Source organism: Corallococcus praedator, from assembly GCF_003612125.1.
GTDB lineage: Bacteria > Myxococcota > Myxococcia > Myxococcales > Myxococcaceae > Corallococcus > Corallococcus praedator.
This window is the reverse complement of record NZ_RAWI01000133.1, coordinates 1-21,682: the sequence shown is the minus strand read 5'-3', so window position 1 is coordinate 21,682 and position 21,682 is coordinate 1. Positions and strand designations below refer to the sequence as shown.

At 69.9% G+C, this 21,682-nt stretch carries 17 protein-coding genes and 1 pseudogene; 11 read left to right on the top strand and 7 right to left on the bottom strand.

From position 1 onward, the window contains the following. Positions 1-114: 114 nt before the first annotated feature. Entirely contained in the window at positions 115-459 is a 345-nt protein-coding gene (locus D7Y13_RS18735) for a winged helix-turn-helix transcriptional regulator (protein ID WP_120531892.1), read from the bottom strand. Between the two features lie 74 nt (positions 460-533). Here D7Y13_RS18735 and D7Y13_RS18730 point away from each other — a divergent pair, with 74 nt between their 5' ends. Further along, the gene (locus D7Y13_RS18730) at positions 534-1,361 is read left to right on the top strand and encodes an NAD(P)H-dependent oxidoreductase (RefSeq protein WP_120583227.1); all 828 of its coding nucleotides are present in this window, start codon (positions 534-536) and stop codon (positions 1,359-1,361) included. A 5-nt stretch (positions 1,362-1,366) separates the two neighbouring features. On the opposite strand, the gene D7Y13_RS18725 is transcribed toward D7Y13_RS18730, so the two are convergent. The 3 genes and pseudogenes from D7Y13_RS18725 to D7Y13_RS18715 form a co-directional block, all read right to left on the bottom strand. Then, complete coding sequence (locus D7Y13_RS18725) at positions 1,367-2,395, bottom strand: hypothetical protein (RefSeq protein ID WP_120583228.1); 1,029 nt, start codon at positions 2,393-2,395, stop codon at positions 1,367-1,369. 236 nt (positions 2,396-2,631) lie between these two features. Continuing rightward, the gene (locus tag D7Y13_RS18720; protein WP_120531895.1) at positions 2,632-3,126 is read right to left on the bottom strand and encodes an endonuclease V; all 495 of its coding nucleotides are present in this window, start codon (positions 3,124-3,126) and stop codon (positions 2,632-2,634) included. A 121-nt stretch (positions 3,127-3,247) separates the two neighbouring features. Continuing rightward, positions 3,248-4,030 (bottom strand): annotated as a pseudogene (locus tag D7Y13_RS18715) (M3 family metallopeptidase); the annotation flags it as partial. Positions 4,031-4,120: 90 nt separating this feature from the next. On the opposite strand from D7Y13_RS18715, the gene D7Y13_RS18710 reads away from it, so the two are divergent. The 3 genes from D7Y13_RS18710 to D7Y13_RS18700 all read left to right on the top strand — a co-directional run bounded on the left by D7Y13_RS18710 (position 4,121) and on the right by D7Y13_RS18700 (position 9,181). Next, positions 4,121-4,591 (top strand): Lrp/AsnC family transcriptional regulator, encoded by a 471-nt coding sequence (locus D7Y13_RS18710; RefSeq protein WP_120583229.1) that lies wholly within the window; start codon positions 4,121-4,123, stop codon positions 4,589-4,591. A 284-nt stretch (positions 4,592-4,875) separates the two neighbouring features. Then, the gene (locus D7Y13_RS18705) at positions 4,876-6,066 is read left to right on the top strand and encodes an efflux RND transporter periplasmic adaptor subunit (RefSeq protein ID WP_120531898.1); all 1,191 of its coding nucleotides are present in this window, start codon (positions 4,876-4,878) and stop codon (positions 6,064-6,066) included. A gap of 19 nt (positions 6,067-6,085) precedes the next feature. Next, positions 6,086-9,181, top strand: a complete 3,096-nt coding sequence (locus D7Y13_RS18700) for an efflux RND transporter permease subunit (RefSeq protein WP_120583230.1) — start codon at positions 6,086-6,088, stop codon at positions 9,179-9,181. A 99-nt stretch (positions 9,182-9,280) separates the two neighbouring features. Here the strand turns inward: D7Y13_RS18700 and D7Y13_RS18695 are convergent, their stop codons facing one another. After that, complete coding sequence (locus D7Y13_RS18695) at positions 9,281-11,122, bottom strand: bifunctional metallophosphatase/5'-nucleotidase (protein WP_120583231.1); 1,842 nt, start codon at positions 11,120-11,122, stop codon at positions 9,281-9,283. 284 nt (positions 11,123-11,406) lie between these two features. Between D7Y13_RS18695 and D7Y13_RS18690 the strand changes: the two genes are divergently transcribed. The 4 genes from D7Y13_RS18690 (at position 11,407) to D7Y13_RS18675 (ending at position 14,295) form a co-directional block, all read left to right on the top strand. Continuing rightward, complete coding sequence (locus D7Y13_RS18690) at positions 11,407-12,831, top strand: RtcB family protein (protein WP_120583232.1); 1,425 nt, start codon at positions 11,407-11,409, stop codon at positions 12,829-12,831. Positions 12,832-12,902: 71 nt separating this feature from the next. Further along, entirely contained in the window at positions 12,903-13,262 is a 360-nt protein-coding gene (locus D7Y13_RS18685) for an ArsR/SmtB family transcription factor (RefSeq protein ID WP_120583233.1), read from the top strand. Next, positions 13,259-13,741, top strand: a complete 483-nt coding sequence (locus D7Y13_RS18680) for an SRPBCC family protein (protein WP_120583234.1) — start codon at positions 13,259-13,261, stop codon at positions 13,739-13,741. The genes D7Y13_RS18685 and D7Y13_RS18680 overlap by 4 nt, the downstream gene beginning before the upstream one ends. Positions 13,742-13,905: 164 nt before the next feature. Continuing rightward, entirely contained in the window at positions 13,906-14,295 is a 390-nt protein-coding gene (locus tag D7Y13_RS18675) for a hypothetical protein (RefSeq protein ID WP_120531904.1), read from the top strand. Between the two features lie 144 nt (positions 14,296-14,439). Here D7Y13_RS18675 and D7Y13_RS18670 read toward each other — a convergent pair whose 3' ends face one another. After that, positions 14,440-15,351 (bottom strand): LysR family transcriptional regulator, encoded by a 912-nt coding sequence (locus D7Y13_RS18670; protein WP_120583235.1) that lies wholly within the window; start codon positions 15,349-15,351, stop codon positions 14,440-14,442. A 151-nt stretch (positions 15,352-15,502) separates the two neighbouring features. On the opposite strand from D7Y13_RS18670, the gene D7Y13_RS18665 reads away from it, so the two are divergent. Next, positions 15,503-16,363 (top strand): haloalkane dehalogenase, encoded by an 861-nt coding sequence (locus D7Y13_RS18665; protein ID WP_120583236.1) that lies wholly within the window; start codon positions 15,503-15,505, stop codon positions 16,361-16,363. 33 nt (positions 16,364-16,396) lie between these two features. Beyond that, entirely contained in the window at positions 16,397-16,846 is a 450-nt protein-coding gene (locus tag D7Y13_RS18660) for an OsmC family protein (RefSeq protein ID WP_120583237.1), read from the top strand. A 51-nt stretch (positions 16,847-16,897) separates the two neighbouring features. Here D7Y13_RS18660 and D7Y13_RS18655 read toward each other — a convergent pair whose 3' ends face one another. Beyond that, a complete protein-coding gene (locus tag D7Y13_RS18655) occupies positions 16,898-20,662 on the bottom strand; it encodes a DUF2135 domain-containing protein (protein ID WP_120583238.1) in 3,765 nt (1,254 codons plus the stop codon). Positions 20,663-20,935: 273 nt separating this feature from the next. Between D7Y13_RS18655 and D7Y13_RS18650 the strand changes: the two genes are divergently transcribed. Then, on the top strand, positions 20,936-21,682 hold a 747-nt coding region (locus D7Y13_RS18650), incomplete at its 3' end, for an AfsR/SARP family transcriptional regulator (protein WP_208734471.1).

Here is a 21,682-nt window from a genome sequence, read left to right as displayed (position 1 = left end):
GAGCAGCATGGCCCCGGCCCACGCCCCCCCCACCGCAGAGCCGCCGTCCGGTCCGATCCCGGGTCGTGCCCGGCTCCAAGGCGGCGGACTCAATCGTGACCGCGAGGTCCTCCCTCATCCCGTGCGCTGCAAGCGGCGCTTGTACTTCTCACCCCAGTCGCGCAATCCCAACAGCACCGGCTCCAGGGAGCGGCCGAAGGGGGTGAGCTCGTATTCCACGCGCGGCGGCACCTCGGCGTAGACAGTGCGCTTCACCAGCCCGTCCTCCTCGAGTTCGCGCAGTTGCAGGGTCAGCATGCGCTGGCTGCAGTTCGGCAACCGCTTGCGCAGCTCGCCGAAGCGGTGCGTGCCGTGCAGCAACCAGTACAGCACCACGCCCTTCCACCGCCCGCCGATGACGCCGAGGGACGATTCCACCGCGCAGTTCGTCTTCGAGTCGTCGTCGCGCTTGCGAGTCATGGTTACCTCTTTGTGCGTACTGCCCAAACTTGTGCGTACTTGCGAAGAAATAACCGGAATCGTACCTCTGTGCCATGAAGACCTTGATTGTCTACGCCCACCCCGAACCGCGGTCGCTCAATGGCGCGCTGAAGGACCTCGCGGTGCGCCACCTGAGTGCCCAGGGCCATGAGGTTCGCGTCCCGGACCTGTACGCCATGGGCTGGAAGGCGAATGCCGACGGGGCGGATTTCCTGGACCACGATGCCGGGGAGCGGCTGTTCTATGAGCGGGCGTCGAAGACCGCCTTCACCCACGGCTCGCAAAGCCCGGACATCGTCGCCGAGCAGGAGAAGCTGCTCTGGGCCGACGCCGTGCTCTTCCAGTTCCCGATGTGGTGGTTCTCGATGCCGGCGATCCTCAAGGGCTGGGTGGACCGCGTCTTCGCCTTCGGTTTCGCCTATGGCGTCGGAGTGCACGAGGGCGAACGCTGGGGCGACCGTTACGGCGAGGGCTCGCTGATGGGCCGCCGCGCCATGCTCTCCGTGACGATTGGCGGACGCGCGCCGCACTACTCCGACCGCGGCGTCAACGGGGCCCTGGATGACGTCCTCTTCCCCATCCAGCACGGGGTGCTCTTCTATCCCGGGATGGACGTCCTGCCGCCGTTCACGGCCTACCAGTCCGACCGCCTGAAAGCAGAGCAGTGGTCATCCATCGCGGAGGCGTTCAAGGCGCGACTGGACGGCCTGTTCACGGACGACCCGCTCCCGTTCCGCAGGCAGAACGGCGGGCACTACGATGCACAGCAGGTGCTCAAGCCCGACCTCGGCCAGGGCACCTCCGGCACACGCATCCACCTGGTCCAACGGGGCGAGCCGGAACAACTGCCGGTCCCCGCGCCCTCCCGCCCGGAGCCCTGAGTCCCTCAGCTGAAGACCGTGGTCAGGTTCAGCGGACCGGCGGGGACGCCGACATCGCGACCCGCCGGATCATCCGAAGGCGTCTGCCAGGCATTGGCCTCCGTCACGGTGTGACCATTGGCCTCGTTGGAGATGGACATCTTGCCATTGTGGCCCGCGGGGCTGATCTGGCTGGTGTCATAGCCGCTCCAACCCGTGCCGGCGTTCGCGAACGTCGCCTCGCCCCAGGTCTGACCGGAGTTCGCGCCGGGCTTCGACGAGCCGTCCTTCGAGACAGCCCACGCCACGCTGCTGTTGGTGTCGAACGCCACGACCTTCGACTCGCCGGGCTGCAACGTGAACGTCTTCGGGGTGCTCTTGTCGAAGTGCTGCCCGTCGTTCGGGCCGCCCTTCTCCCCCGTCTTGTTCCAGAGCGTCACGGTCTGCGGCTGGTTCGTCTTGTTGGCGAACGTGTTCGTGTACTTGTAGTCACCCTTCTTGCTCGGATCGATGACCAGCATGTTGCTGTTGTAGGGCGAGCCGACGTTGTTTTTCGCCAACCACGGCTCACTCGCGCTCACCTGTTCGGTGGAGCCGGCGGACGGAGCGCCGAACCCGGGGCCCGCGTCGCTGGTGCGGTTGGAGTGCATCGGATCCACCGCGCCGCTGGCCTTGCTCGCGACGGGCGCCGCCCCCTGGGCCTGGGCCGCCGGGGCCACGCCGTCCACCCCATCCTCCAGGCTGGGCGCGAGCTCGTGCGCCCCAAGGCCCAGGTCATCGCCCTGCCCGCCCGACGCCTGCGTCTCCAGCGCCTTCACCAACTGCATGATCCCGCCCAGCAGCTGCGATACCTGCTCCTGCGCCTTCCCGATGCCACCCGGCGGGCTTACGCCCTGGTCGAAGGAGTCGGTCATGAACATCTGGCGCAGGTCGTTGCGCGGCTGCGGCGCCTGGGTGCTCTTCACGCTCTCGGCCGGGGAGGTGACCGGCTTGAGGTTGGAGATGCTCGAAGGGGGAGTGGAGAGCGACGAGCGGTTGAGGAGCGAGATGGACATTTCAGACTCAGGGTGGCCGGAGGGGGTGGCAAGCCTTGGAAGGAACACAGGGACGTAGAGCAGGACGCATGCCAGCGTCCTCCCCCCGCCGCCCGTCAGGGCCTGGCCGGTCCTCCGCTCGGAAGATCAGGCACTTGAGCTGAGCGCTCCCCGCTCCCAGCCTCGAGTGAAGCGATGACGGCATCCACCACCTGATGACCCCGGTCACCAGGGTGTGCGCGCGCCGCTCCGCCGCGTCAGGGCGCCCGGCTCAGCCGGTCCACCTGGGTCAGCAGATACGGCATGCGCGAGGCGCCGTGCATCCGCCGGATGTGCTCCGCGGCGGTCGCGGTCTCCATCCCGATGGCGGTGATGAGCAGGGGCCGCAGGCTCTGGCCACGCACGATGGGCAGGGCCGGGCCGGTGGTGACATAGGGCGTCTTGGCCACGCCGATGACGGGCACCGCGCGGCAGAGGGCCTCGTACAGGTGGGCCCCCAGGCCCGGCTTGTCCGCCCCGAGCCACACGTAGCCATCCACGATGATGGCCTCCAGCGGCTCCTGCACCCCGGCGAGCACGCGCAGCAGGTGCGGCAGCTCGCGGCGGTAGAACTGGCCGGGCTCGTAGGGGGCCGCGACGGGGCCTCGCTCCACCAGGTGCGCGGCCTCCTTGGCGTCCGTCCAGCCACGGAAGAGGACACACGCGGCCACGGTGACGTCAGGCCGGTAGTCCACATCCACGCAGGCGAGCATCCGGTCCTCCTCGGGGTTGCACCCGGTCCTCCGGGCTGACGCGACACCTGCCCGGGGCCCAGGGTAGGCCATGCGCCCCGGCCCCGCGAGGCCGGCCGTCACCGCCAGCTCCCTCGCGCCCTCACGGGGCCGTGGACTTCGCCCTGACGGGCGCGGCCTCCTTCGTCGGGAAGCCGCGCTCCCGCAGCAGCGCGCCCAGGCTCGCGTCCCGGCCCCGGAAGGCGCGGTAGCCCTCGAACGGATCCACGGTGTTGCCCACGGAGAACACATTCGCGCGCAGCCTCGCCGCCACCTTCGCATCGTAGGGGCCTCCCGCCTCCGTGAAGGCCTCGAAGGCGTCCGCGGCCAGCATGTCCGCCCACAGGTAGCGGTAGTAGCCCGCCGCGTACGCGTCGCTCGCGAAGACATGTCCGAAGTGGGGCATCCGGAAGCGCATGCCCACGGCCTCCGGGGCGCCGAGCCGCCGCAGCGTGTCCCGCTCGAACGCGTCCGGATCCACGGGCCTGCTTCCCTCCAGGTGCAGCTTCATCTCCACCAGCGCCGAGGTCAGGTAGTCCACCGTGTAGAAGGCCTAGTTGAAGGTCGCCGCCTTGCGCAGCTTCGCCACGAGCGCCGCCGGCATCGGCTGGCCCGTCTGGTGATGCAGCGCGAAGCGGCCCAGCACCTCGGGCGTCCCGAGCCAGTGCTCCATCAGCTTCGAGGGAAACTCGGCGTAGTCCGTCACCACGCGGCCTCCGGAGACCGACGGATACGCCACGTTCGAACCCAGCACGTGCAACGCATGTCCGAACTCGTGGAAGAGCGTCTGGGCGTCGCGCCAGCCGAGCAACGCGGGCTCCCCGGGAGCCGGTTTCACGAAGGGCGTGTTGTTGGAGACGATGGCGGTCACCTCCCGCCGGTAGCGCGCCATCCCCTCCTCCAGCGCCGGCTGGAACTGCTCGACCTTCACCTTGTCGAAGGGAGGCACCCCACCGTGCGGCCCGGCAAGCCCCGGATGACCTCCCTCGACCGAATTGATCGCGCCATTCTGGCCGCGCTCCAGAACAATGCGCGGTTGTCCAACAAGGAACTCGCCGCGCAGGTGGGGCTCGCGCCCTCGTCGTGCCTCACGCGCGTGCGGAAGCTGGAGTCGGAAGGCGTCATCAAGGGCTATGGCGCGGAGCTGGATGCACGCTCCCTCGGGCTCGGGCTCCAGGCCCTCATCGCGGTGCAGCTCCGGCTCCACGTGGGCGAGGCCTTCGGCAACATCGGCGACCACCTGCGGTCGCTGCCGGAGACGGTGGCCGTCTACTGCCTGGGAGGCACCACGGACTTCCTCGTGCACGTGGTGTGTCGGGACACCGAGCACCTCCGGGTCCTGACGATCCGCTCCTTCACCAGCCGCCCCGAGGTGAGCCGCATCGAGACCTCGCTGGTCTTCTCCTTCACCCGCTCCGGGTTGCCGGTCGCCCCCGAGGAGCCCTGAAACCAGACGCGAACGCGGGCCGCGCCCGCTGAAACCCATACACGCCAGCAGGGGCGCTTGCCCCCGGCCGCCTGTCCGCCCGGGAATGCTCCGAAGCGGGCCCGGGGAGCGCTCCCGCCACGGGATCGTCACGTCTCCCCGGGACAATCCACCGAGTTGGGCACCCGCACGGTTCGGCTACGACAAAAAACGGATTTTCAAGAGCGTAAACACCGGGGGTTTCGGCTACAGGGCGGAACAATCCCTGACACGGCCGCGCGACCCACCGCGCTCGAGTGCCCACGATGCATGCACCGCTCCCTGCCCCCTCCCACGAAGTGACCGATTCCCCCTCGCGTCCGGTCGGCCGCCTCAAGCGGTGGGTCATCGGCGTCCTGCTCCTGCTCGGGATCTTCGCGCTGCTCGTCGGCGTCAAGGGCGCGCAGATCGTCGCGATGATCCAGGCGGGTGAAACCTTTGTGCCGCCTCCCGAGTCCGTCACGTCGGCCAAGGCGGAGTCCTTCGGCTGGCAGGCGACCCAGGGCGCGGTCGGCACGGTGCTCGCGCTGCGCGGCGTGACGCTGAGCGCCGAACTGCCGGGCGTCGTCAGCGACATCCGCTTCGAGAACGGCGCGTCGGTGAAGAAGGGCCAGGTGCTCGTCCAGCTCGACGCCTCCAGCGAGCGGGCCCAGCTGACCGGTGCGGAGGCGGACGCGCAGCTCGCGCGGCTGACCCGCGACCGCGTGGAGAAGCTCCACTCCCAGGGCGCCAACACCCAGTCGGAGCTGGACGCCGTCCGGACGCGGGCGGTCCAGGCCGAGGCCACGGTGGCCCACCTGCAGACCCTCATCGCGAAGAAGACCATCCGCGCGCCCTTCGAGGGCCGCATCGGCATCCGGCAGGTGGAGCTGGGGCAGCTCGTCTCCCCGGGCAACCCCATCGCCTCCCTGCAGTCCATCACCCCCGCCATCGTGGAGTTCCTGCTCCCCCAGCAGGCGCTGGCCCGCGTGAAGCAGGGGCAGAAGGTGCGCCTGGGCGTGGACGTCTTCCCCGGCAACTCGTGGGAGGGCGAGCTCACCACCATCAACCCGGAGGTGGAGCTGTCTTCGCGCAGCGTGCGCATGCGCGCCACCGTGCCCAACGCGGACGGGCGGCTTCTGCCGGGGATGTTCGCCACCGTGGAGGTGCTCGCGGAGGCCAGCCACCCCGTGGTGGCCATTCCCGCCACCGCGGTGCTCTTCGCCCCCTACGGCGATTCGGTGTTCACCCTCTCCGAGGGCAAGGACGCCGCGGGCAAGGCGGCCCTCCTGGCGCGGCAGCAGTTCGTGCGGCTGGGTGAGCGCCGGGGAGACTTCGTCGAGGTGACGTCGGGCCTGACGGCCGGGCAGACCGTGGTCAGCAGCGGCGTCTTCAAGCTGAAGAACGGCGCGGCCGTCGTCCTCAACAACGCGCTGGCGCCGCCCGTCGAGGCCGCGCCCCAGCCCGTGAACCCGTAGGGCAGAGGAAGGCGAATCCATGAACTTCACCGCCCTTTTCATCCGCCGCCCCGTCGTGGCGCTGGTGGTCAACCTCCTCATCATCATCGCGGGCCTGCAGGCCCTGCGCTCGCTCAACGTGCGGCAGTACCCGCGCAGCGAGAACGCCGACATCACGGTGACGACGGCCTACGTCGGCGCCAACGCGGAGCTGGTCCGCGGCTTCATCACCACCCCGCTGGAGCGCGTCATCGCGGCCGCGGACGGCATTGACTACGTCGAGTCCCAGAGCCTGCAGGGCGTCTCCATCATCCGCGCCCGGCTCAAGCTCAACTACGACTCCAACCGCGCCTTGAGTGAGATCAGCTCCAAGGTCGATCAGGTGCGCGGCGACCTGCCTCCCGAGGCCCAGGTCCCCGTGATGGGCATCGAGTCCGCGGACAGCCAGTTCGCCGTCGCCTATCTCGACTTCACCTCCGACTTCCTCCAGCAGAACGAGCTGTCCGACTACCTGGTGCGGGTGGTGCAGCCTCGGCTGTCCTCGGTGGAGGGCGTGCAGCGCGCGGACATCCTCGGGGCGCGCACGTTCGCGATGCGGGTGTGGATGAAGCCGGAGCGGATGGCCGCGCTCAACGTCAGCCCCTCGCAGGTCCGGCAGGCGCTCGCCGCCAACAACTCGCTGGCCGCCGTGGGCCAGACCAAGGGTTCGCTCGTCCAGGTGAACCTCACGGCGAACACCAGCCTGCGCTCGGTGGATGAGTTCCGGCAGCTCATCGTGCGGCGGGACGGTGGCGCGGTGGTGCGGCTGTCGGACATCGCGGACGTGGTGCTCGGCGCCGAGGACTACGACACCGACGTCACCATCAATGGGAAGACGGCGGTCTTCATCGGCATCTGGTCGCTTCCCAATGCCAACTCGCTGGAGGTCATGCAGCGCATCCGCGATGAGATGGTCTCGCTGAAGCGGGAGATGCCGGAGCAGATCAAGGCCGGCATCGCCTTCGACGGGACGGAGTACATCCAGAACGCCATCGACGAGGTGGTGCGCACCCTGGCGGAGACGCTGCTCATCGTCGTGGTGGTCATCTTCCTGTTCCTGGGCTCCGTGCGCTCCATCCTGGTGCCGGTGGTGGCCATCCCGGTGTCACTCATTGGCACCGTGTTCCTGATGCAGATGTTCGGCTTCACGGTGAACCTGCTCACCCTGCTCGCGGTGGTGTTGTCGGTAGGCCTGGTCGTGGACGACGCCATCGTCGTGGTGGAGAACGTGGAGCGCCACCTGCGCGAAGGGCTGCGCCCGGTGGACGCCGCCCTCAAGAGCGCGCGGGAGCTGGTGGGCCCCATCATCGCGATGACCCTCACGCTCGCCGCGGTCTACGCGCCCATCGCCTTCCAGGGAGGGCTCACGGGCTCGCTGTTCCGGGAGTTCGCGCTCACACTGGCCGGGGCCGTGGCCCTGTCGGGCGTGGTGGCCTTGACGCTCTCGCCGATGATGTCCGCCTCGCTCCTGCGGGCGGGCCATGAGGACAAGGGCCTCGCCGGGGTCGTCAACCGCTCCTTCGAACGCCTGCGCGCCGGGTACGCCCGCACGCTGGACCGCTCGCTGGAGATCCGGGGACCGGTCTACGCCGCGTGGGTGGTGCTGAGCCTGCTCGCGCTCGTGATGTTCTCCCAGTCGCCGCGCGAGCTTGCGCCGACGGAGGACCAGGGCATCGTCTTCGGCATCGTCAGCACCCCGTCCAACTCCACGTTGGATCAGCTGGCGCCGTCCGTGAACGAGGTGAGCAAGACGCTCCTGGCGATGCCGGAGGCCGGGTTCATCTTCCAGGTCATGAGCCCGGGCAACGGGTTCTGGGGCCTGGGGCTGAAGCCGTGGGAGCAGCGCAAGCGCTCCGGGGCGCAGGTGCTGGCGGAGACGCAGGAGCGGGTGAATGTCCTCCCGGGCATCCAGACCTTCGCCATCCAGCCGGCCGCGCTGCCGGGTGGCGGCAACTTCCCGGTGGAGTTCGTCATCGCCTCCACGGCGGAGGCGGAGGAGCTGCTGGGCTTCGCGCAGCAGCTGCAGGAGAAGGCGACGCAGAGCGGGCTGTTCGCCTTCCCGCCGCTCATCGACGTGAAGATGGACCAGCCCCAGTCGGAGGTGGAGGTCGACCGCGAGAAGGTCGCGCAGCTGGGATTGAACCTGGGGAGCGTAGGACAGGACCTGGGCGCGGCGGTGGGCGGCAACTTCGTCAACCGGTTCAACATCGCCGGCCGCAGCTACAAGGTCATCCCGCAGGTCCTGCGGACCTCCCGGCTCAACCCCGAGCAGCTCAAGGACATCCACGTCACCGGTCCGGACGGCAAGCTCGTGCCGCTGTCGTCCATCGCGTCGCTCCGGGAGAAGGTGGCCCCCCGTTCGCTCAACCGCTTCCAGCAGCTCAACGCGGTGAAGCTGAGCGGCGTGGCCATCCGGCCGTTGGATGAGGCGCTCACCTACCTGGAGACGGAGGCCGCGCGCATCCTGCCCGCGGGCTACCGCATCGACTACACGGGCGAGTCCCGGCAGCTGCGCGTGGAGGGCAACACGTTCCTCCCGGCGTTCATGCTCGCGGTGGTGCTCATCTTCCTGGTGCTCGCGGCCCAGTTCAACAGCTTCCGGGATCCGCTCATCATCCTCGCCGGGTCGGTGCCCCTGGCGCTCTTCGGCGCGATGATGACCACGTTCCTGCGGATGCCGAACCCGACGATGCCGTACTTCACCGACAGCTTCACCACCACCCTCAACATCTACTCCCAGGTGGGGCTGGTGACGCTGGTGGGGCTCATCGCGAAGAACGGCATCCTCATCGTGGACTTCGCCAACCGGCTCCAGGATGAGGGCAAGACGAAGTTGGAGGCGGTGCGGGAAGCCTCCTCCGCGCGTCTGCGTCCCATCCTGATGACGACCGTGGCCACGGTCGCGGGCCACTTCCCGCTCGTGCTCGTGTCGGGACCGGGCGCGGCGGCGCGCAACAGCATCGGGCTCGTCCTGGTGACCGGCATGGCCCTGGGCACGCTCTTCACGCTCTACTTCGTGCCCGCCATCTACCTGCTCATCGCCCGGACGCGCACCGCGCCCGTCCGCGAGGAAGCCGGGCTGCTGGAAGCCCCGTGACGCCAGGGGCTCCACGCCCCTGGCCCCCGGTGGTCGCTCCGTCCTGGCGGGTGCGCGCGTCGCGCTGAGTCCTTCAGCGCGACGCACGTCCGCCCGCGGCTACTTCGCGGGCACGCACTTCGCCGCGCCGAGCGTGGACGCGAAGTAGGGCGTGTAGAGGTCCGGGGCGAGCGTGAAGTTGCAGGTATTCACGGCGTCCGGCGACAGGTTCTGGTGCGACTGCATGTAGCGCGCGACGTAGTCACGCACGCCGTCCGCGGAGGACCACAGCAGGCGGCCTTCCTTGAACATGCTGTACCCGCCTCCGCCACCGCCGCGGTAGTTGTTGACGGCGATGCGGAAGACCTGGTCATCCCGGACGTCCACGCCCTGGAAGCGCAGGTGCGTGAGCCGGGAGCCCGCGGGCTTCGTCAGGTCGTAGCCGTACTCGATGCGCGAGTAGAGGTCCCAGTTGTAGTCCGCGACGACGGGCATGGTGGCCTTCGCGTCCTCGGGCTTCGCGGGCAGGTTGGCCGCGTCCAACTGCTTGAAGTACAGCGTGTTCATCTCCAGCGCGCGCCGGAGGATGGAGCCGTTGATCTCCATCACGTACAGCGTGTTGTCGTAGATGTAGACGCTGTAGGCGTCGCGCAGGGTGACGTCCCCCTTCGGCAGCGCGACGTCATTGGAGAACAGGGCGGTCGCGGACAGGTCCACGGTGAAGCCGGCCTCCTCCGCGGCCTCCTCCTGCACGATGTTGAGCAGGTCCCCCAGGGCGCTGTCCACGTAGCGTCCGGCGAAGCCACCCGTGAAGGCCGCGGTGGTGCTGCCAATCTTCTGGTTCACGTAGGCCACCGTGGTGTCGTGGTAGGCCTGGGTGAGCTGCTTGACGGTGGCATCCTCCACCACCTTGTCGTCCACCGCGTGGAGCTGTGAGTCGTGGGATTCCACGCCCCAGCGCTCGCCGTTCCAGGTGACGTTGAGCTGCACGTTGGCCAGGTGGCTGCCCCAGCGGTTGGGCTGCGTGAGGAGGACCTCGCGGCCGTCCTGGTTCTTCAGCAGCATCTTCGGGATGGGCTGGTGGGTGTGGCCGGTGAGCAGCACGTCCACGTCCGCCACCTGCTGGGCGATCTGCACCGCCTCGTTCTCACCGGGGAGGTTGCCCCGGTCGGTCCACTTCGTGGCATCCGCGTAGTCCGCGAGCCATGACTCGGGGCTGCTCGCGCTGCCCACCGGCTGCTTGTCCGGACCGCTGTGGATGGCCACCACCACCACGTCCGCGCCGGCCTGCTTCATCTTCGGCACGTAGGTCTTCGCGGTCTCCAGCGGGTCGTCGAAGCGCAGCCCCGTGATGTTGTCCTTGCGCTCCCACGTCGCCACGCCCGGCGTCACCAGCCCGAGGATGCCGACCTTCACGTCGCACACCGTGGTCATCACGTACGGGGTGAAGGCCTCGGAGCCGTCCGCGCTCTTGCGCACGTTCGCGCCGAGGAGGGGAAAGTTCGCCTCGCTCTTGAACTTGTTGAGGACGTCCTGGCCGTAGTTGAACTCGTGGTTGCCCAGGGCCATGGCGGCATAGCCCAGCTCGTTCATGGCGGTGGCCATGGGGTGCTTGGGCGCGTTGTCCACGATGGCGTAGTAGGTGCCGAGCGGCGAGCCCTGGATGGTGTCACCGGTGTCGAAGAGCAGCGTGCAGTCCGGGTTCTTCTCCCGCTCCTGCTTGATGAGCGTGGCCACCCTGGCGAGGCCGCGCTTCGCGTCCGGCTTCCCGGTGAAGTAGTCCCAGGGGAAGATGTTCGTGTGCAGGTCGCTCGTCTGCAGCAGCGTCAGCGTGCGCGGCGAGGTGTCCGGCGGGGGCTGGGTGACGGGCGGCTTGTCGTCGGAGTCACAGGCGACGAACAGCGAGCAGGCGCCCGCCAGGGACAGGGTGCGCAGCGTGCGCGAGGAAACGGGGAAATGCATCAGGGACCTCCGTGAAGGGTGCTGCCGGGCTGCACTGCCCGGGACCGACCACCCTACCGTCTCCCTCCGACACGCTGCTGGATTCACTCGCGGCGTCATGCGCACCGCAGGACTCGCCCATTAGCGCGGCACCTCGCGGGCCACCGCTGTCAGGTGCCGGCGGATGACGGCGTCACAGGGCCCGCGGACGCTCCGGCGTCCCGACCGCGGCTGCTGACCCGAGGTCTCATCCCATCGCTCACGTCCCCCGGATTTTTCGTACCGGGTCAGATTCCGAGAAGGTCATGCAGCCGAAATTGAACCGGCTCCTGCGGGCGCTTGCCCGCGAGGGGCTCGACGTCACGTACGACGGCCGTGTCTACACCGTTCGACTCCTGGCGGATCCCCACGCCCCCGCCGCCGAAGTGCTCCTCCCACCGGACCTGCCCGTGGAGGGCAAGGCCTTCCAGCAGCTCGCCGCGCTCGCCGCGCTCCACCATCCGGACGGCGGTCGCGTGAAGCAGGTGCGCGCCACGCCGGACTTCCATCCGGGTGACTCCGGGGTGGCCATCGGCTCGGTGGTGCACACCGAGGGCATGGTGGTGCCCGGCGCGGTGGGCACGGACATCAACTGCGGCATGCGTCTGCATGTCGCGGACATCCCCGTGGACGCCTTCCTCGCCCGTCGCGACGCCTTCGTCGAGCGGATGAAGGGGCACTGCTTCTTCGGCACGCGGGACGTAGCCCAGGGCTCGCGCGCGCTGGAGGCCCTGCTGCGCGACGGCCTGCCGGGCTGGCTCCTGGAGACGCAGGAGAATCCCCTGGGCATGTCGGCCCGGGCGGACCTGGGCCAGTTGGACCGCGAGTCCGCGCGCGTCTACCTGGGGGGTGCGCTCGAAGGGGATCCGTCGTGGGCGCCCACCGGACTGCGGCGGGAGGGCGTGGTGCGCGACCCGGGGCTCGCCACCATCGGAGGTGGCAACCACTTCGTGGAGGTGCAGCGGGTGGAGGCGGTGGTGGACCGCGCGCGGGCCCGGGCCTGGGGCGTGCGCGAGGGACAGCTCGCGTTCATGGTGCACTCCGGCTCGCGCGACATGGGCAAGCACGTGGGACGCACGTGGCAGGAGCGGGTCCGGGCGGCGTGGCCCGCGAGCGCCCCCTTCCCGGAGAGCGGAATCTTCCCGCTCGTGGACCCGGAGAAGGTGCGCGAGTACCTGAAGGCCGAGGCGACAGCGGCCAACTACGCCTTCCTCAACCGGTTGCTCCTCGCGGAGCTGGTGCGGCACACGCTGCGCGAGCTGTTCGGGGACGTGGAGGCGCCGCTCGTCTACGACGTGCCGCACAACATCACCCTGCCCTGGGAGGGAGGGTGGCTGGCGCGCAAGGGCGCGTGCCCGGCGGAGGACGAACAGCCGGTCATCATCCCCGGCTCCATGGGGGCCGAGTCCTACCTGATGCGGGGACTGGGCAACGCGCGGGCCCTGGCGTCGGCGTCGCATGGGGCGGGACGGGCACGCTCGCGCTTCTCCATGTCGCGGGGCGGCGCGGAGCACCGTGAGGAGGCGCTGGGCCTCACCGGGGTGGACTGCATCGCGCTCCGCGCCGAACGCCGCATCGAGGAGGCGCCTGCGGCCTACAAGCCCATCGGCTCGGTGGTGGGCTCGCAGGTGGAGGCGGACATCGTGCGGGAGGTCGCGAGGCTGCGTCCCCTGATGACGTTCAAGGCGTGAGCTGAAGGCGCCGCCTCCACCCCACGCCGGGCCCCTGACGATTGGTTAGCCCTTGTGCTAAGTATCTGGCCATGATACTTAGCCAATCGGAACAGTATCAAGAGCAGCTGAACGGCATCTTCCAGGCGCTCGCAGACCCCACCCGCCGCGCCGTCCTGGCACGGCTGGGCCGGGGCCCCGCGAGCATCAGCGACCTGGCGAAGCCCTTCGACATGGCTTTGCCCTCCTTCATGAAACACATCCATCTGCTTGAGGGCAGTGGATTGATCCGGACGCACAAGGAAGGCCGCGTCCGGACCTGTGCGCTGGAAAAGAAGCCGTTCGCCGCGGTCGAGACGTGGCTGTCCGCCCAACGCGTCATCTGGGAAGGCCGCACCGACAGGCTCGAGCAGTTCGTCACCGCCTCCCAAGACAAGGAAGAATCCAGATGAGCCCTTCTCCCAATCCCGAACTCGACCTGACGATTTCACGGATCATCAAGGCGCCCCGGTCCGTCGTCTGGAAGGCCTGGACGACGCCCGCGAGCTTCGAGCAGTGGTGGGTGCCCGCGCCGGCCCGCTGCAAGGTGTTGCGGATGGACCTCCGTGCCGGCGGCGCCCTGGTGACCCACTTCAGCGAGGACGGCGGTGACTTCATGCCGCACATGACGGGGTGCTTCCTCGCCGTCGACGCGCTCGAACGGCTCGTCTTCACCAACGCCCTGGTGGGGGGATGGCGGCCGGCCGAACAACCCTTCCTGTTCATGACGGCGAGCATCACGCTGAAGGACCACCCCCAGGGCACCGACTACGCCGTCCACGTGATGCACAGGACCCCCGCCGACAAGGACAAGCACCAGGAGCTGGGCTTCTTCGAGGGCTGGGGCACCGTCACGGAGCAGCTCGCCGCCCTCGCCGAGCGCCTGACCTAGGAAGTCCAGGCTTGAGCGGCGTGGCCGCAGCCCCTTCTCGCGGGTGGAGAGTTCACGGCTCTTGTGGGGAAATGAAAGTCCCAGGAAACTTCGGCCCACATGCCCCGACAATTTCTTCAAGAACCACCTACCGGGGGCGGCCGCCGCCCCGAGCGAGAAAAACCATGTTCAAGGTCAAGAGCAACCACACGTTCCTGAATCCCTCGCGCAAGCAGATTGATTCGACGACGCAGGGCAAGAAGAGCGACTACGCCCAGCAGGTCAGTGGCGTGAACCAGCTCCTCGACAAGAACGGCATCGGCATCTCCGACCGCTCCCGCAACAGCGTCCTGGACAACGTCGTCAAGGTGGAGCGCGGAGAGCGCAGCGAGGTCAACGCGCACCAGCGCGAGGCCCTGAACTTCGGCCGCGACGCCTTCCAGAGCGCGAAGCAGGGCCACGTGAAGCAGGCCCTCGTCGAGGCCTTCGGCTCCGGGCTCAACGCGGCGGGCTCCGTGTTCAAGTCCACGTACACGCAGACGCCGCACGAGAAGCAGGGCATCGCCCCCTGGTAACCCACGGCACGTGCAGTCCTCCCGCGTGAGCCGCGCCTGGCATTGAAGTCCGTCGAGGCGTGGCCACCCGGCATACCTCCGCGAAGCGACTCGAAGCCCTCCGAACCCGCACCCGGGCATGGAGGGCTTCGTCCGTGTCCACCCTCACGCCCCCAGGACCGCGCGCCGGACAAGCCCGCGCAGGTATTGCGCCGCGGGGTCGGCATGGGTGCGCTCATGCCAGCACAGCGCGAGCTTGACGGTGTGCGCGGGGAACGGAGCGTTGACGGCGCGCACCCCCAGACGTGTGCCCTGCGCTGCGACGAGCGACTCCGGCAGCGTCGCGACGAAGTCGGTCGTGGCCACGACCGCAGCAGCGGCCGTGAATGAAGGCACCGTCACCGCGACCTCGCGGCGGATGCCCGCGCGCGCGTACGCAGCACCGACGAGATCACGAAAGGCCTTGCCCGGAACCATCTCCACGCCGACATGCCGGAGCGTGCCGAGCACGCGCGCGGTCATGCGTGCGCCAGGCGCGGGATGGCCCCCCCGGGCCACGAGGACGGTGCGTTCCTCCAGCAACGGCTCGAAGTGCAGGCCCGTGCCCCGTCCGGCGAGGCCGATGTGCAGATCAATCCGGGACGACGCCAGGTCGCCGAGTGAAACGAGCGAGTCGATGCCGACCACCGAGAGGCGCGCCCTGGGCATCTCCGCGGTCATCAGCGCGACGATGCGTGGCACCCAGGTGAGCTGTCCCGCATCCGCGACGGCGAGGGTGAAGGCACGCGTGCAGCCCGTCGGATCGAACGGAACCTCGTGAATCGCGAGCTCCAGTTCACGCAAGCCGCGCGCGATGGCGGGCGCGAGCGCGAGCGCCCGAGGCGTGGGGACGATGCCGCGGCCCTTGCGCGTCACGAGCGGGTCCCCCAGCACGGAGCGAAGGCGGGCCAGGCCGTTGCTGACCGCGGAGGGCGTGACGTGGAGCCGGCTGGCCGCGCGCGCCACGCTGCCCTCGGTGAGCACGGTGTGGAGCACCAGGAGGAGATTGAGGTCCAGGGCGGTGATGGAATTGCTCACGGTTCGTGAGGTTAGCCCTCACGAACCATCACTACCAGGGAGGGTTCGACGAACCCATCATGCGGGCATGCACAGGTTGCTCGGCGGGCTCATCGCGGGTGCGCTCCTCGCGTGCCACTCCCCCACCCTCCTTCCTTCACGGAGCACTCCCATGTCCACGGCGCATCAACTCCAGGTCCTCGACTCGTTCATCGCATACCGTGAATCCGGAACCGGCTCGCCCATCGTGTTCCTGCACGGCAACCCCACGTCCTCGCACGTGTGGCGCAACGTGATTCCACGGCTCGCCGACCGCGGCCGGTGCCTCGCGCCCGACCTCATCGGCATGGGGCATTCAGGCAAGCCCGACATCCCCTATCGCTTCGCGGATCACGCGCGCTACCTGGATGCGTGGTTCGCCGCGCTCGACCTGCGCGACGTCGTGCTCGTGGGCTACGACTGGGGAGGAGTCCTCGCCCTCGACTGGGCGCGGCGGCACCCGGACCGCGTGCGCGGCGTGGTCGTGTTCGAGACGTTCCTCCGGCCCATGCACTGGAGCGACTGGCCTCCACAGGGCGAGCAGCTGTTCCGCGCGCTGCGCACGCCAGGGACCGGCGAGAAGCTGGTGCTCGAGCAGAACGCGTTCCTGGCGCGGTCGCTCGCGAACGGCGTCCTGAGCGGGCTGTCGGAGAGCGACCGGGAGGTCTATTACGCCCCCTACCCGGACGCGGCCTCGCGCCTGCCGGTGCTGCAGTGGCCTCGGGAGATTCCCATTGACGGAGCGCCCGCCGACGTCGCCGCGGTCATCGAGGCCTACGACGCGTGGCTTACACGCACGCCCGCGAAGCCCGCGCTCCTGCTGACGTTCGGTGACACCGGGCTCAGCGCACCGAAGATCGTCGAGTGGGCACGAAGCACGCTCCCGGCGCTCGAAGTCGTCCCACTCGCCCGCGCGGGACACCATGCGCCGGAAGACGCACCCGAGGAGATCGCACACGCCATCCGCGCCTGGCTCGTTCGCCACGCACTGTGAGCGCCGGGCTTCGACCTGACGTAGAAAGGGGGCATGGCCAATGCCCCCGACAGCATCCTGCTCTCCGCCGCGACGGTGGAGAGCGGCGAAGGTCTCACCCAGCACATCCGCACCGGACACCACCAGTTCACCGCCGATGAACCGGTGGCACGCGGCGGCGCGGACCAGGGCCCCGCGCCGTACCAGCTCCTGCTGGGCTCGCTCGGCGCATGCACGGCCATCACGCTCAAGATGTACGCGGAGAAGAAGAAGTGGGACCTGGGCAAGCTCGTCGTGCGCCTCAAGCTGATTCGCGAGCCCGCGGGTGAGCGCGTCGAGCGGGTCCTCGACTGCGCGGACACCGTGACGCCGGAGCAGCGCGCCCGCCTGCTCGAAATCTCCGCGAAGACGCCCGTCACGCTGACGCTGTCACGGGCCCTGCACATCGACACGCGCTTCGCGTCCACGGAGCCCTCGGGCTCCGCGGTCCCCACACAAGGATAGGTGCCGCCGGGCCCCACGGGCCCGGCGAGCACGGGCCTCCAACCGCCGCCCTCAGGGCGCGGACTGCGCCGACACGCCGTCCTTGCCCATGGCCACCAGCTCCTCGCGCCGCAACAACAGACGCGCGTTGCTGTTGGGCAGGATGCGCACCTGGAAGCGGCGCTGGGCCATGTCGTTGGCCGTGAAGACACCCCGGTCGCTCACGAGCAGCAGGGCCGTGGGCACCACGTACCGCGCGGAGTTGTTGCCGTAGTAGTGCACCACCACGTGGTACGGCCCCGGCGCCGCCTTGCGCGCGTGGTACAGCTCCGGCCCCAGGCCGTCCGTGATGTCCCAGAACAGCTTCCCGCCCAGCCGCGTCTCCTTGTGCTGGTAGAAGCACTTCTCCCCGTTCGGCTCGATGACCCACAGGTCGATGTCCGTGCTGTCCGAGTTCCAGTGCGTGGTGAGCTGGTAGTCGATGGCCTTCGCACTGGTGAACCCCGACACCCCGCGAGCCCCTGACAGCTCGGAGCGGCGCGCCCGCAGCACGGCGACCGTCTCCTTGAGCTGCGTCTGCCGCTCCAACCCCGCCAGCAGCCGCGCGTAGTGGAAGGCCGCCACCGTCCGGACCTCGGAGCCATGCCGCTTCCAGGAGCGCGCCAGCACGATTTCGTAGTTCCGGGCCGCTTCCGAATAGCGCCCCGCCGCGTCCAGCGCGAGCGCCTCCTCCAGGAACGCCTGCGCCTCGAAGGGACGGCTGAGCCGCACGTGTTCGAACAGCTCCGCCGCCGCCGGGTACTGCCCCAGCGCCAGCAGGCCGTACCCCACCAGCCGCAGCGCCTCCGCGTCCTGCGAGCGCAGCTCCACCGGCGAGGACAGCGCCCGCACCGCGCCCCACGTGTCCCCCGAGAAGGCGCGCCTCCGGGCCACCGCCTCGTAGATCATCACGTCGTCCCGGTTCGCCCGCCGTGCGTTGCGATAGGTCAACTCGGCCTGGAGCCGCTCATCCCCGCCCGCGTAGGGCGCATCCCGCAGCGGCTGACGCTTGAGCAGCGGCGTGAGCACCGCCTTCTGTTCAGCCAGCCGGGCCACCACCGCGCGGCCACTCTCGGGCACCTCGTCCAGCGCGATGCCCAGCAGCTTGTCCCGGCGCTGGTCCTCTTCCCGGCGCCGCAGCGACTCCAGGTTCTGCAGGTCCACCTGTTCGTCGCGGACGGCATAGGACTGGTAGTCCCCCTCCGACTCCAGCACGAGCATGGACGCGCGGGCGTTGGCCAGCCGGTAGTGCTGGCTGAGCGCCACCACCATCCGGTCCAACCGCTCGTCGTCCAGGGACACCAGCTGCGACACGAAGAGCTCCGCCCAGGCCCGGGGCGCGAACGCGCTCTCCTCGTCACGCGGCAGGGGAATGCGCAGCGTGCGCTCGGGCCCGGTGCCCGCCTGGGTCACCACCTCCAGCGCCGCGTCCCCCTTGCCCGGCAGCCGCCCCGCCACCTGCAGCTCCTGCCCGGGGAACACGAGGCGCGGCCTGCCCGCCACCACCAGGTCCTTCACGTCCGTGCCCACCACGGACACGCGCGACAGCATCACCGACGCCGCGCGGTGCGCCTTCGCCGCGGAGTCCACCTCCGCCGCGGACAGGACGCTCACAACGCGGCCCCCGCTGGAGCGCGCCAGCGCGTCGAAGAGCTCCGTGTTCACCGCGGCCTCGCCGAAGCGGTACGTCACCCAGCGCAGCGACTCCACGCTGGGGTGCCGGGAGAGCAGCGCGTCCACGCGGCTCTGTCCCCAGGTGATGTTGCCGTCGGAGAGCAGGAAGGCCGTCACGCGCTCACCGGACGCAGCGGGCTTGAGCCACTCGCGTCCGGCCTGGTCCAGTTCCTCCAGCGCGCCGTCCACGTGCGAGGCACCCTCCAGGTAGATGCGCTCCAATTCCGCGAAGCTCTCCTGGCGGTGCTTCGCGTCGTTCGCGCGGAAGCCCGGCCCGTGCAGCCAGCGGGGGCGCACGTCGAAGAGGAGCACCGCGTACTCCTTCAGCGTCGGGTCCTTCTCCAGCAATGCGCGCAGCGTGGCCGCCTGGATGGCCCAGGCGTTGCCGTCCTCGGAGGACAGGGAGGTGTCCACCACCAGCACCGCGCGGCCCGTGGGAGCGCCCTCCTCCCCCGACGTGAGCCGGGTGGGCAGCCGCACGCGCGCGTGGAAGGCATGACCGGGAAGGCCCGCGACGTCCCCGCCCACGAGGACATCCGCGTCCTCGTGACGCGGCTTCAGGGCCACCGACAGCGCCCCGTCTCCCGCCAGCTTCGGGAAGTCGTAGACCTGCCAGGCGTCGACCTTGCGGGCCTTCGCGCCCGGCTCCGGCTGCACCGTGATCTCCGGCGCCTGTCGCGCATCCACATGGACGCGCGCGGTGACGCGCACCTGCGGGCCCGCGCCCGGAGGCAGCGGCCACGTGTAGCGCAGGCGCTGTCCGTCGAAGAGGAGCGTCTGCTCATACGCGATGACGACGCGCTTGAGGGACTTCGGCGGCAGCGGGAAGACGCGCGCGCTGAAGGTGGACGCGCCGGACCATTCAAGCAACGCGGGATCCACGTTGCGACGCACCACGTCCTCGTACACCTCCCGCGCGCGCTTCTGTTCCACGACGCGGGCCTCCTGGATGTTGCCCCAGGAGCGCTTCGCCCCTTGCGGCGCGGGCGGCGCGGAGGCGGTGAGCAGCGCGGAGTCCGTGGAGTTGTCGCCCAGCGGCGGCAGCAGCTCCGACGACTGGAAGAGCGACGGCGTGTCCACCGTCACCGCCCCCGAGTACAGCGCGAACCCGGCCACCGTCGCGCCTCCGGGCAGCGGGTAGTAGAACGTGCCCTCCAGGTTGCGGCCGGTGTCGTTCTCGAAGAGGTGGTCCACCACCGTCCGCGCGCGCGACCCCTGGATGTACGTGACGACACGGATGGCGCGCGCCTTGAGCGGCTGGTAGCGACCGTCGTCGCTCATCACCAGCACCTTGGCGGCACGCGGCGCGGACTCCACGCGAGGAAGCACCGGCGTGGGGGCAGCCTTTTCGGCGACCGCCTTCTTCGCGGGCTCCGCCCGTTCGTATTCACCGTCGTCCCTGGGGGAGGGGCCAGCGAGCGCCTCGCTCCCTCCGCCTCGCCCACCCTTGATGATCTGGATGATCTCCCGGCGCTTCTGCTCCAGCACGCGGGCCTCGGACGGGGCCGGTGCAGAGGGCGGCGGCGCACCCGCCGAGGCCCCGCTGCCGAGCTGACCGCCGACGACACCGCCAATCACGCCCCCAGCGACGCTGCCTTCCAGCCTGTCGGGTTCGGGCTCGCGAACCGCGGGCGCGGGACGCTCGGACCGGGACGGTCGGTTCTCGGGCATCGCGCGTCGCGGCGGGGGCGGGGGCGGCACCTGCCGGAGCATGGCCGCGTCCTCCCCCAGCCCGGGTGCATCCTCGTAGGCAGCCCCCGAGGACGGCGGGGCGGCCGTTGGCACCGCCATGGCGACGTCGCTGGGGTCCTCGGCCTGGCGGCCGTGGGGGTCCGAGAGCGCCAACAGCTCCTGCTCGGAGAGCACCTTCGGGTCCGCCACGGAGTCGCGCAGCGCCGCGAGGTCCACCTCGCCCGTGTCCGGCTGTCCCGCCGCGGTGACGGGCGCCACCAGTCCCGCCTGGGCGAAGGGCGCGGGCGCCGGGCCCGGAGCGGGGGGCGCCGAGGCGGACTTCGGCGCGGTGGGCGTCGCCGGATTGGACGCAGGAGCTTCGGAGTCCCGCTTGCAACCCGAGGCGAGAAACCCCGTCAGCAGCAGGAGCGTGGCGGTGCGGAGCAATTGCATGGAGGGGACGCTAGCCCATCTGTTCCGGGCCGGCGCACCACGGCCAGGACATGGCCGAGCCATGACCCGACGATGACGAAGCCCCTGGCCCATGACCCGGTGCGCCACCGCGCCAGGTTCAACGTCCTTCCAGTCGCTCCATTGCCAGACGCTCACGCTGGAAAAACACGGAGAGCGCAGTTTACAGAAATCGGCGGTCGCGCTCCCCGTAGACTCCGGGGCACCAACAAGCGCGGGTGCGCGGGAAGTCTTGGGAGACGGCAGGTGGCTGGGATGCGATGGCGGGTGCAGGTGCTGGGGCTGGCGCAACTGTGGGGCCCTGAAGGACAGCGGATCCGACTGGAGCGGCGCGCGGCGGCGCTGCTGGCGTGGTTGGGATTGCAGGGGCCTTCGCCCAAGTTCGCGCTGGCGGCCCTCCTGTGGCCGGACTCCTCTCCCACCACCGCGCGCAACAACATGCGGCAGTTGCTGCGCCGCCTGCGCCTCGCCAGCGGTGGGGAGGCCCTGGTGGAGGGCGACACCGAACGTCTGGCATTGGTGGCGCCGTCGGACGTGGACGTCGCGTGCCTCAAGGCCGCCATCGAGGCCCAGGCGTATGAGCGGGCCCTGGAGTCCGTCGGGGCCGAAGGCAGCACGTTGCTGGCGGGCTTCGACTTCGATGACGGTCCGGAGCTCGCGCGCTGGCTGGACGGGGCCCGCGCGGGCGTCGAGGGCTGGGTGCGCGAGGCGCGCGAGGCCCGCATCGGCCACCTCACCTCCGGAGGGGACTGGACCGCCGCCCTGGGGCTCGCGCAGGCGTGGGCACGCCAGGAGCCCGAGTCCGAGCAGGCGGGACGCCACCTCATCCGCCTGCACTACCTCCAGGGAGACCGGGGCGCGGCGCTCGCGGCCTTCGAACAACTGCGCAGCGTCCTCTCCCGCGAGCTGGGCGTCCCCCCCCTGCCGGAGACGCTGGCGCTGGTGCGGGAGGTGGAGAAGGGCACGCAGCGCCCCTCCCCACCGCGGTCACCCGCACGGCCC

Excerpts from the sequence above, each read along its gene's own strand:
- D7Y13_RS18735 (WP_120531892.1), bottom strand. The coding sequence starts at position 459 with ATGACTCGCAAGCGCGACGACGACTCGAAGACGAACTGCGCGGTGGAA.
- D7Y13_RS18730 (WP_120583227.1), top strand. The coding sequence starts at position 534 with ATGAAGACCTTGATTGTCTACGCCCACCCCGAACCGCGGTCGCTCAAT.
- D7Y13_RS18725 (WP_120583228.1), bottom strand. The coding sequence starts at position 2,395 with ATGTCCATCTCGCTCCTCAACCGCTCGTCGCTCTCCACTCCCCCTTCG.
- D7Y13_RS18720 (WP_120531895.1), bottom strand. The coding sequence starts at position 3,126 with ATGCTCGCCTGCGTGGATGTGGACTACCGGCCTGACGTCACCGTGGCC.
- D7Y13_RS18710 (WP_120583229.1), top strand. The coding sequence starts at position 4,121 with ATGACCTCCCTCGACCGAATTGATCGCGCCATTCTGGCCGCGCTCCAG.
- D7Y13_RS18705 (WP_120531898.1), top strand. The coding sequence starts at position 4,876 with ATGCATGCACCGCTCCCTGCCCCCTCCCACGAAGTGACCGATTCCCCC.
- D7Y13_RS18700 (WP_120583230.1), top strand. The coding sequence starts at position 6,086 with ATGAACTTCACCGCCCTTTTCATCCGCCGCCCCGTCGTGGCGCTGGTG.
- D7Y13_RS18695 (WP_120583231.1), bottom strand. The coding sequence starts at position 11,122 with ATGCATTTCCCCGTTTCCTCGCGCACGCTGCGCACCCTGTCCCTGGCG.
- D7Y13_RS18690 (WP_120583232.1), top strand. The coding sequence starts at position 11,407 with ATGCAGCCGAAATTGAACCGGCTCCTGCGGGCGCTTGCCCGCGAGGGG.
- D7Y13_RS18685 (WP_120583233.1), top strand. The coding sequence starts at position 12,903 with ATGATACTTAGCCAATCGGAACAGTATCAAGAGCAGCTGAACGGCATC.
- D7Y13_RS18680 (WP_120583234.1), top strand. The coding sequence starts at position 13,259 with ATGAGCCCTTCTCCCAATCCCGAACTCGACCTGACGATTTCACGGATC.
- D7Y13_RS18675 (WP_120531904.1), top strand. The coding sequence starts at position 13,906 with ATGTTCAAGGTCAAGAGCAACCACACGTTCCTGAATCCCTCGCGCAAG.
- D7Y13_RS18665 (WP_120583236.1), top strand. The coding sequence starts at position 15,503 with ATGTCCACGGCGCATCAACTCCAGGTCCTCGACTCGTTCATCGCATAC.
- D7Y13_RS18660 (WP_120583237.1), top strand. The coding sequence starts at position 16,397 with ATGGCCAATGCCCCCGACAGCATCCTGCTCTCCGCCGCGACGGTGGAG.
- D7Y13_RS18655 (WP_120583238.1), bottom strand. The coding sequence starts at position 20,662 with ATGCAATTGCTCCGCACCGCCACGCTCCTGCTGCTGACGGGGTTTCTC.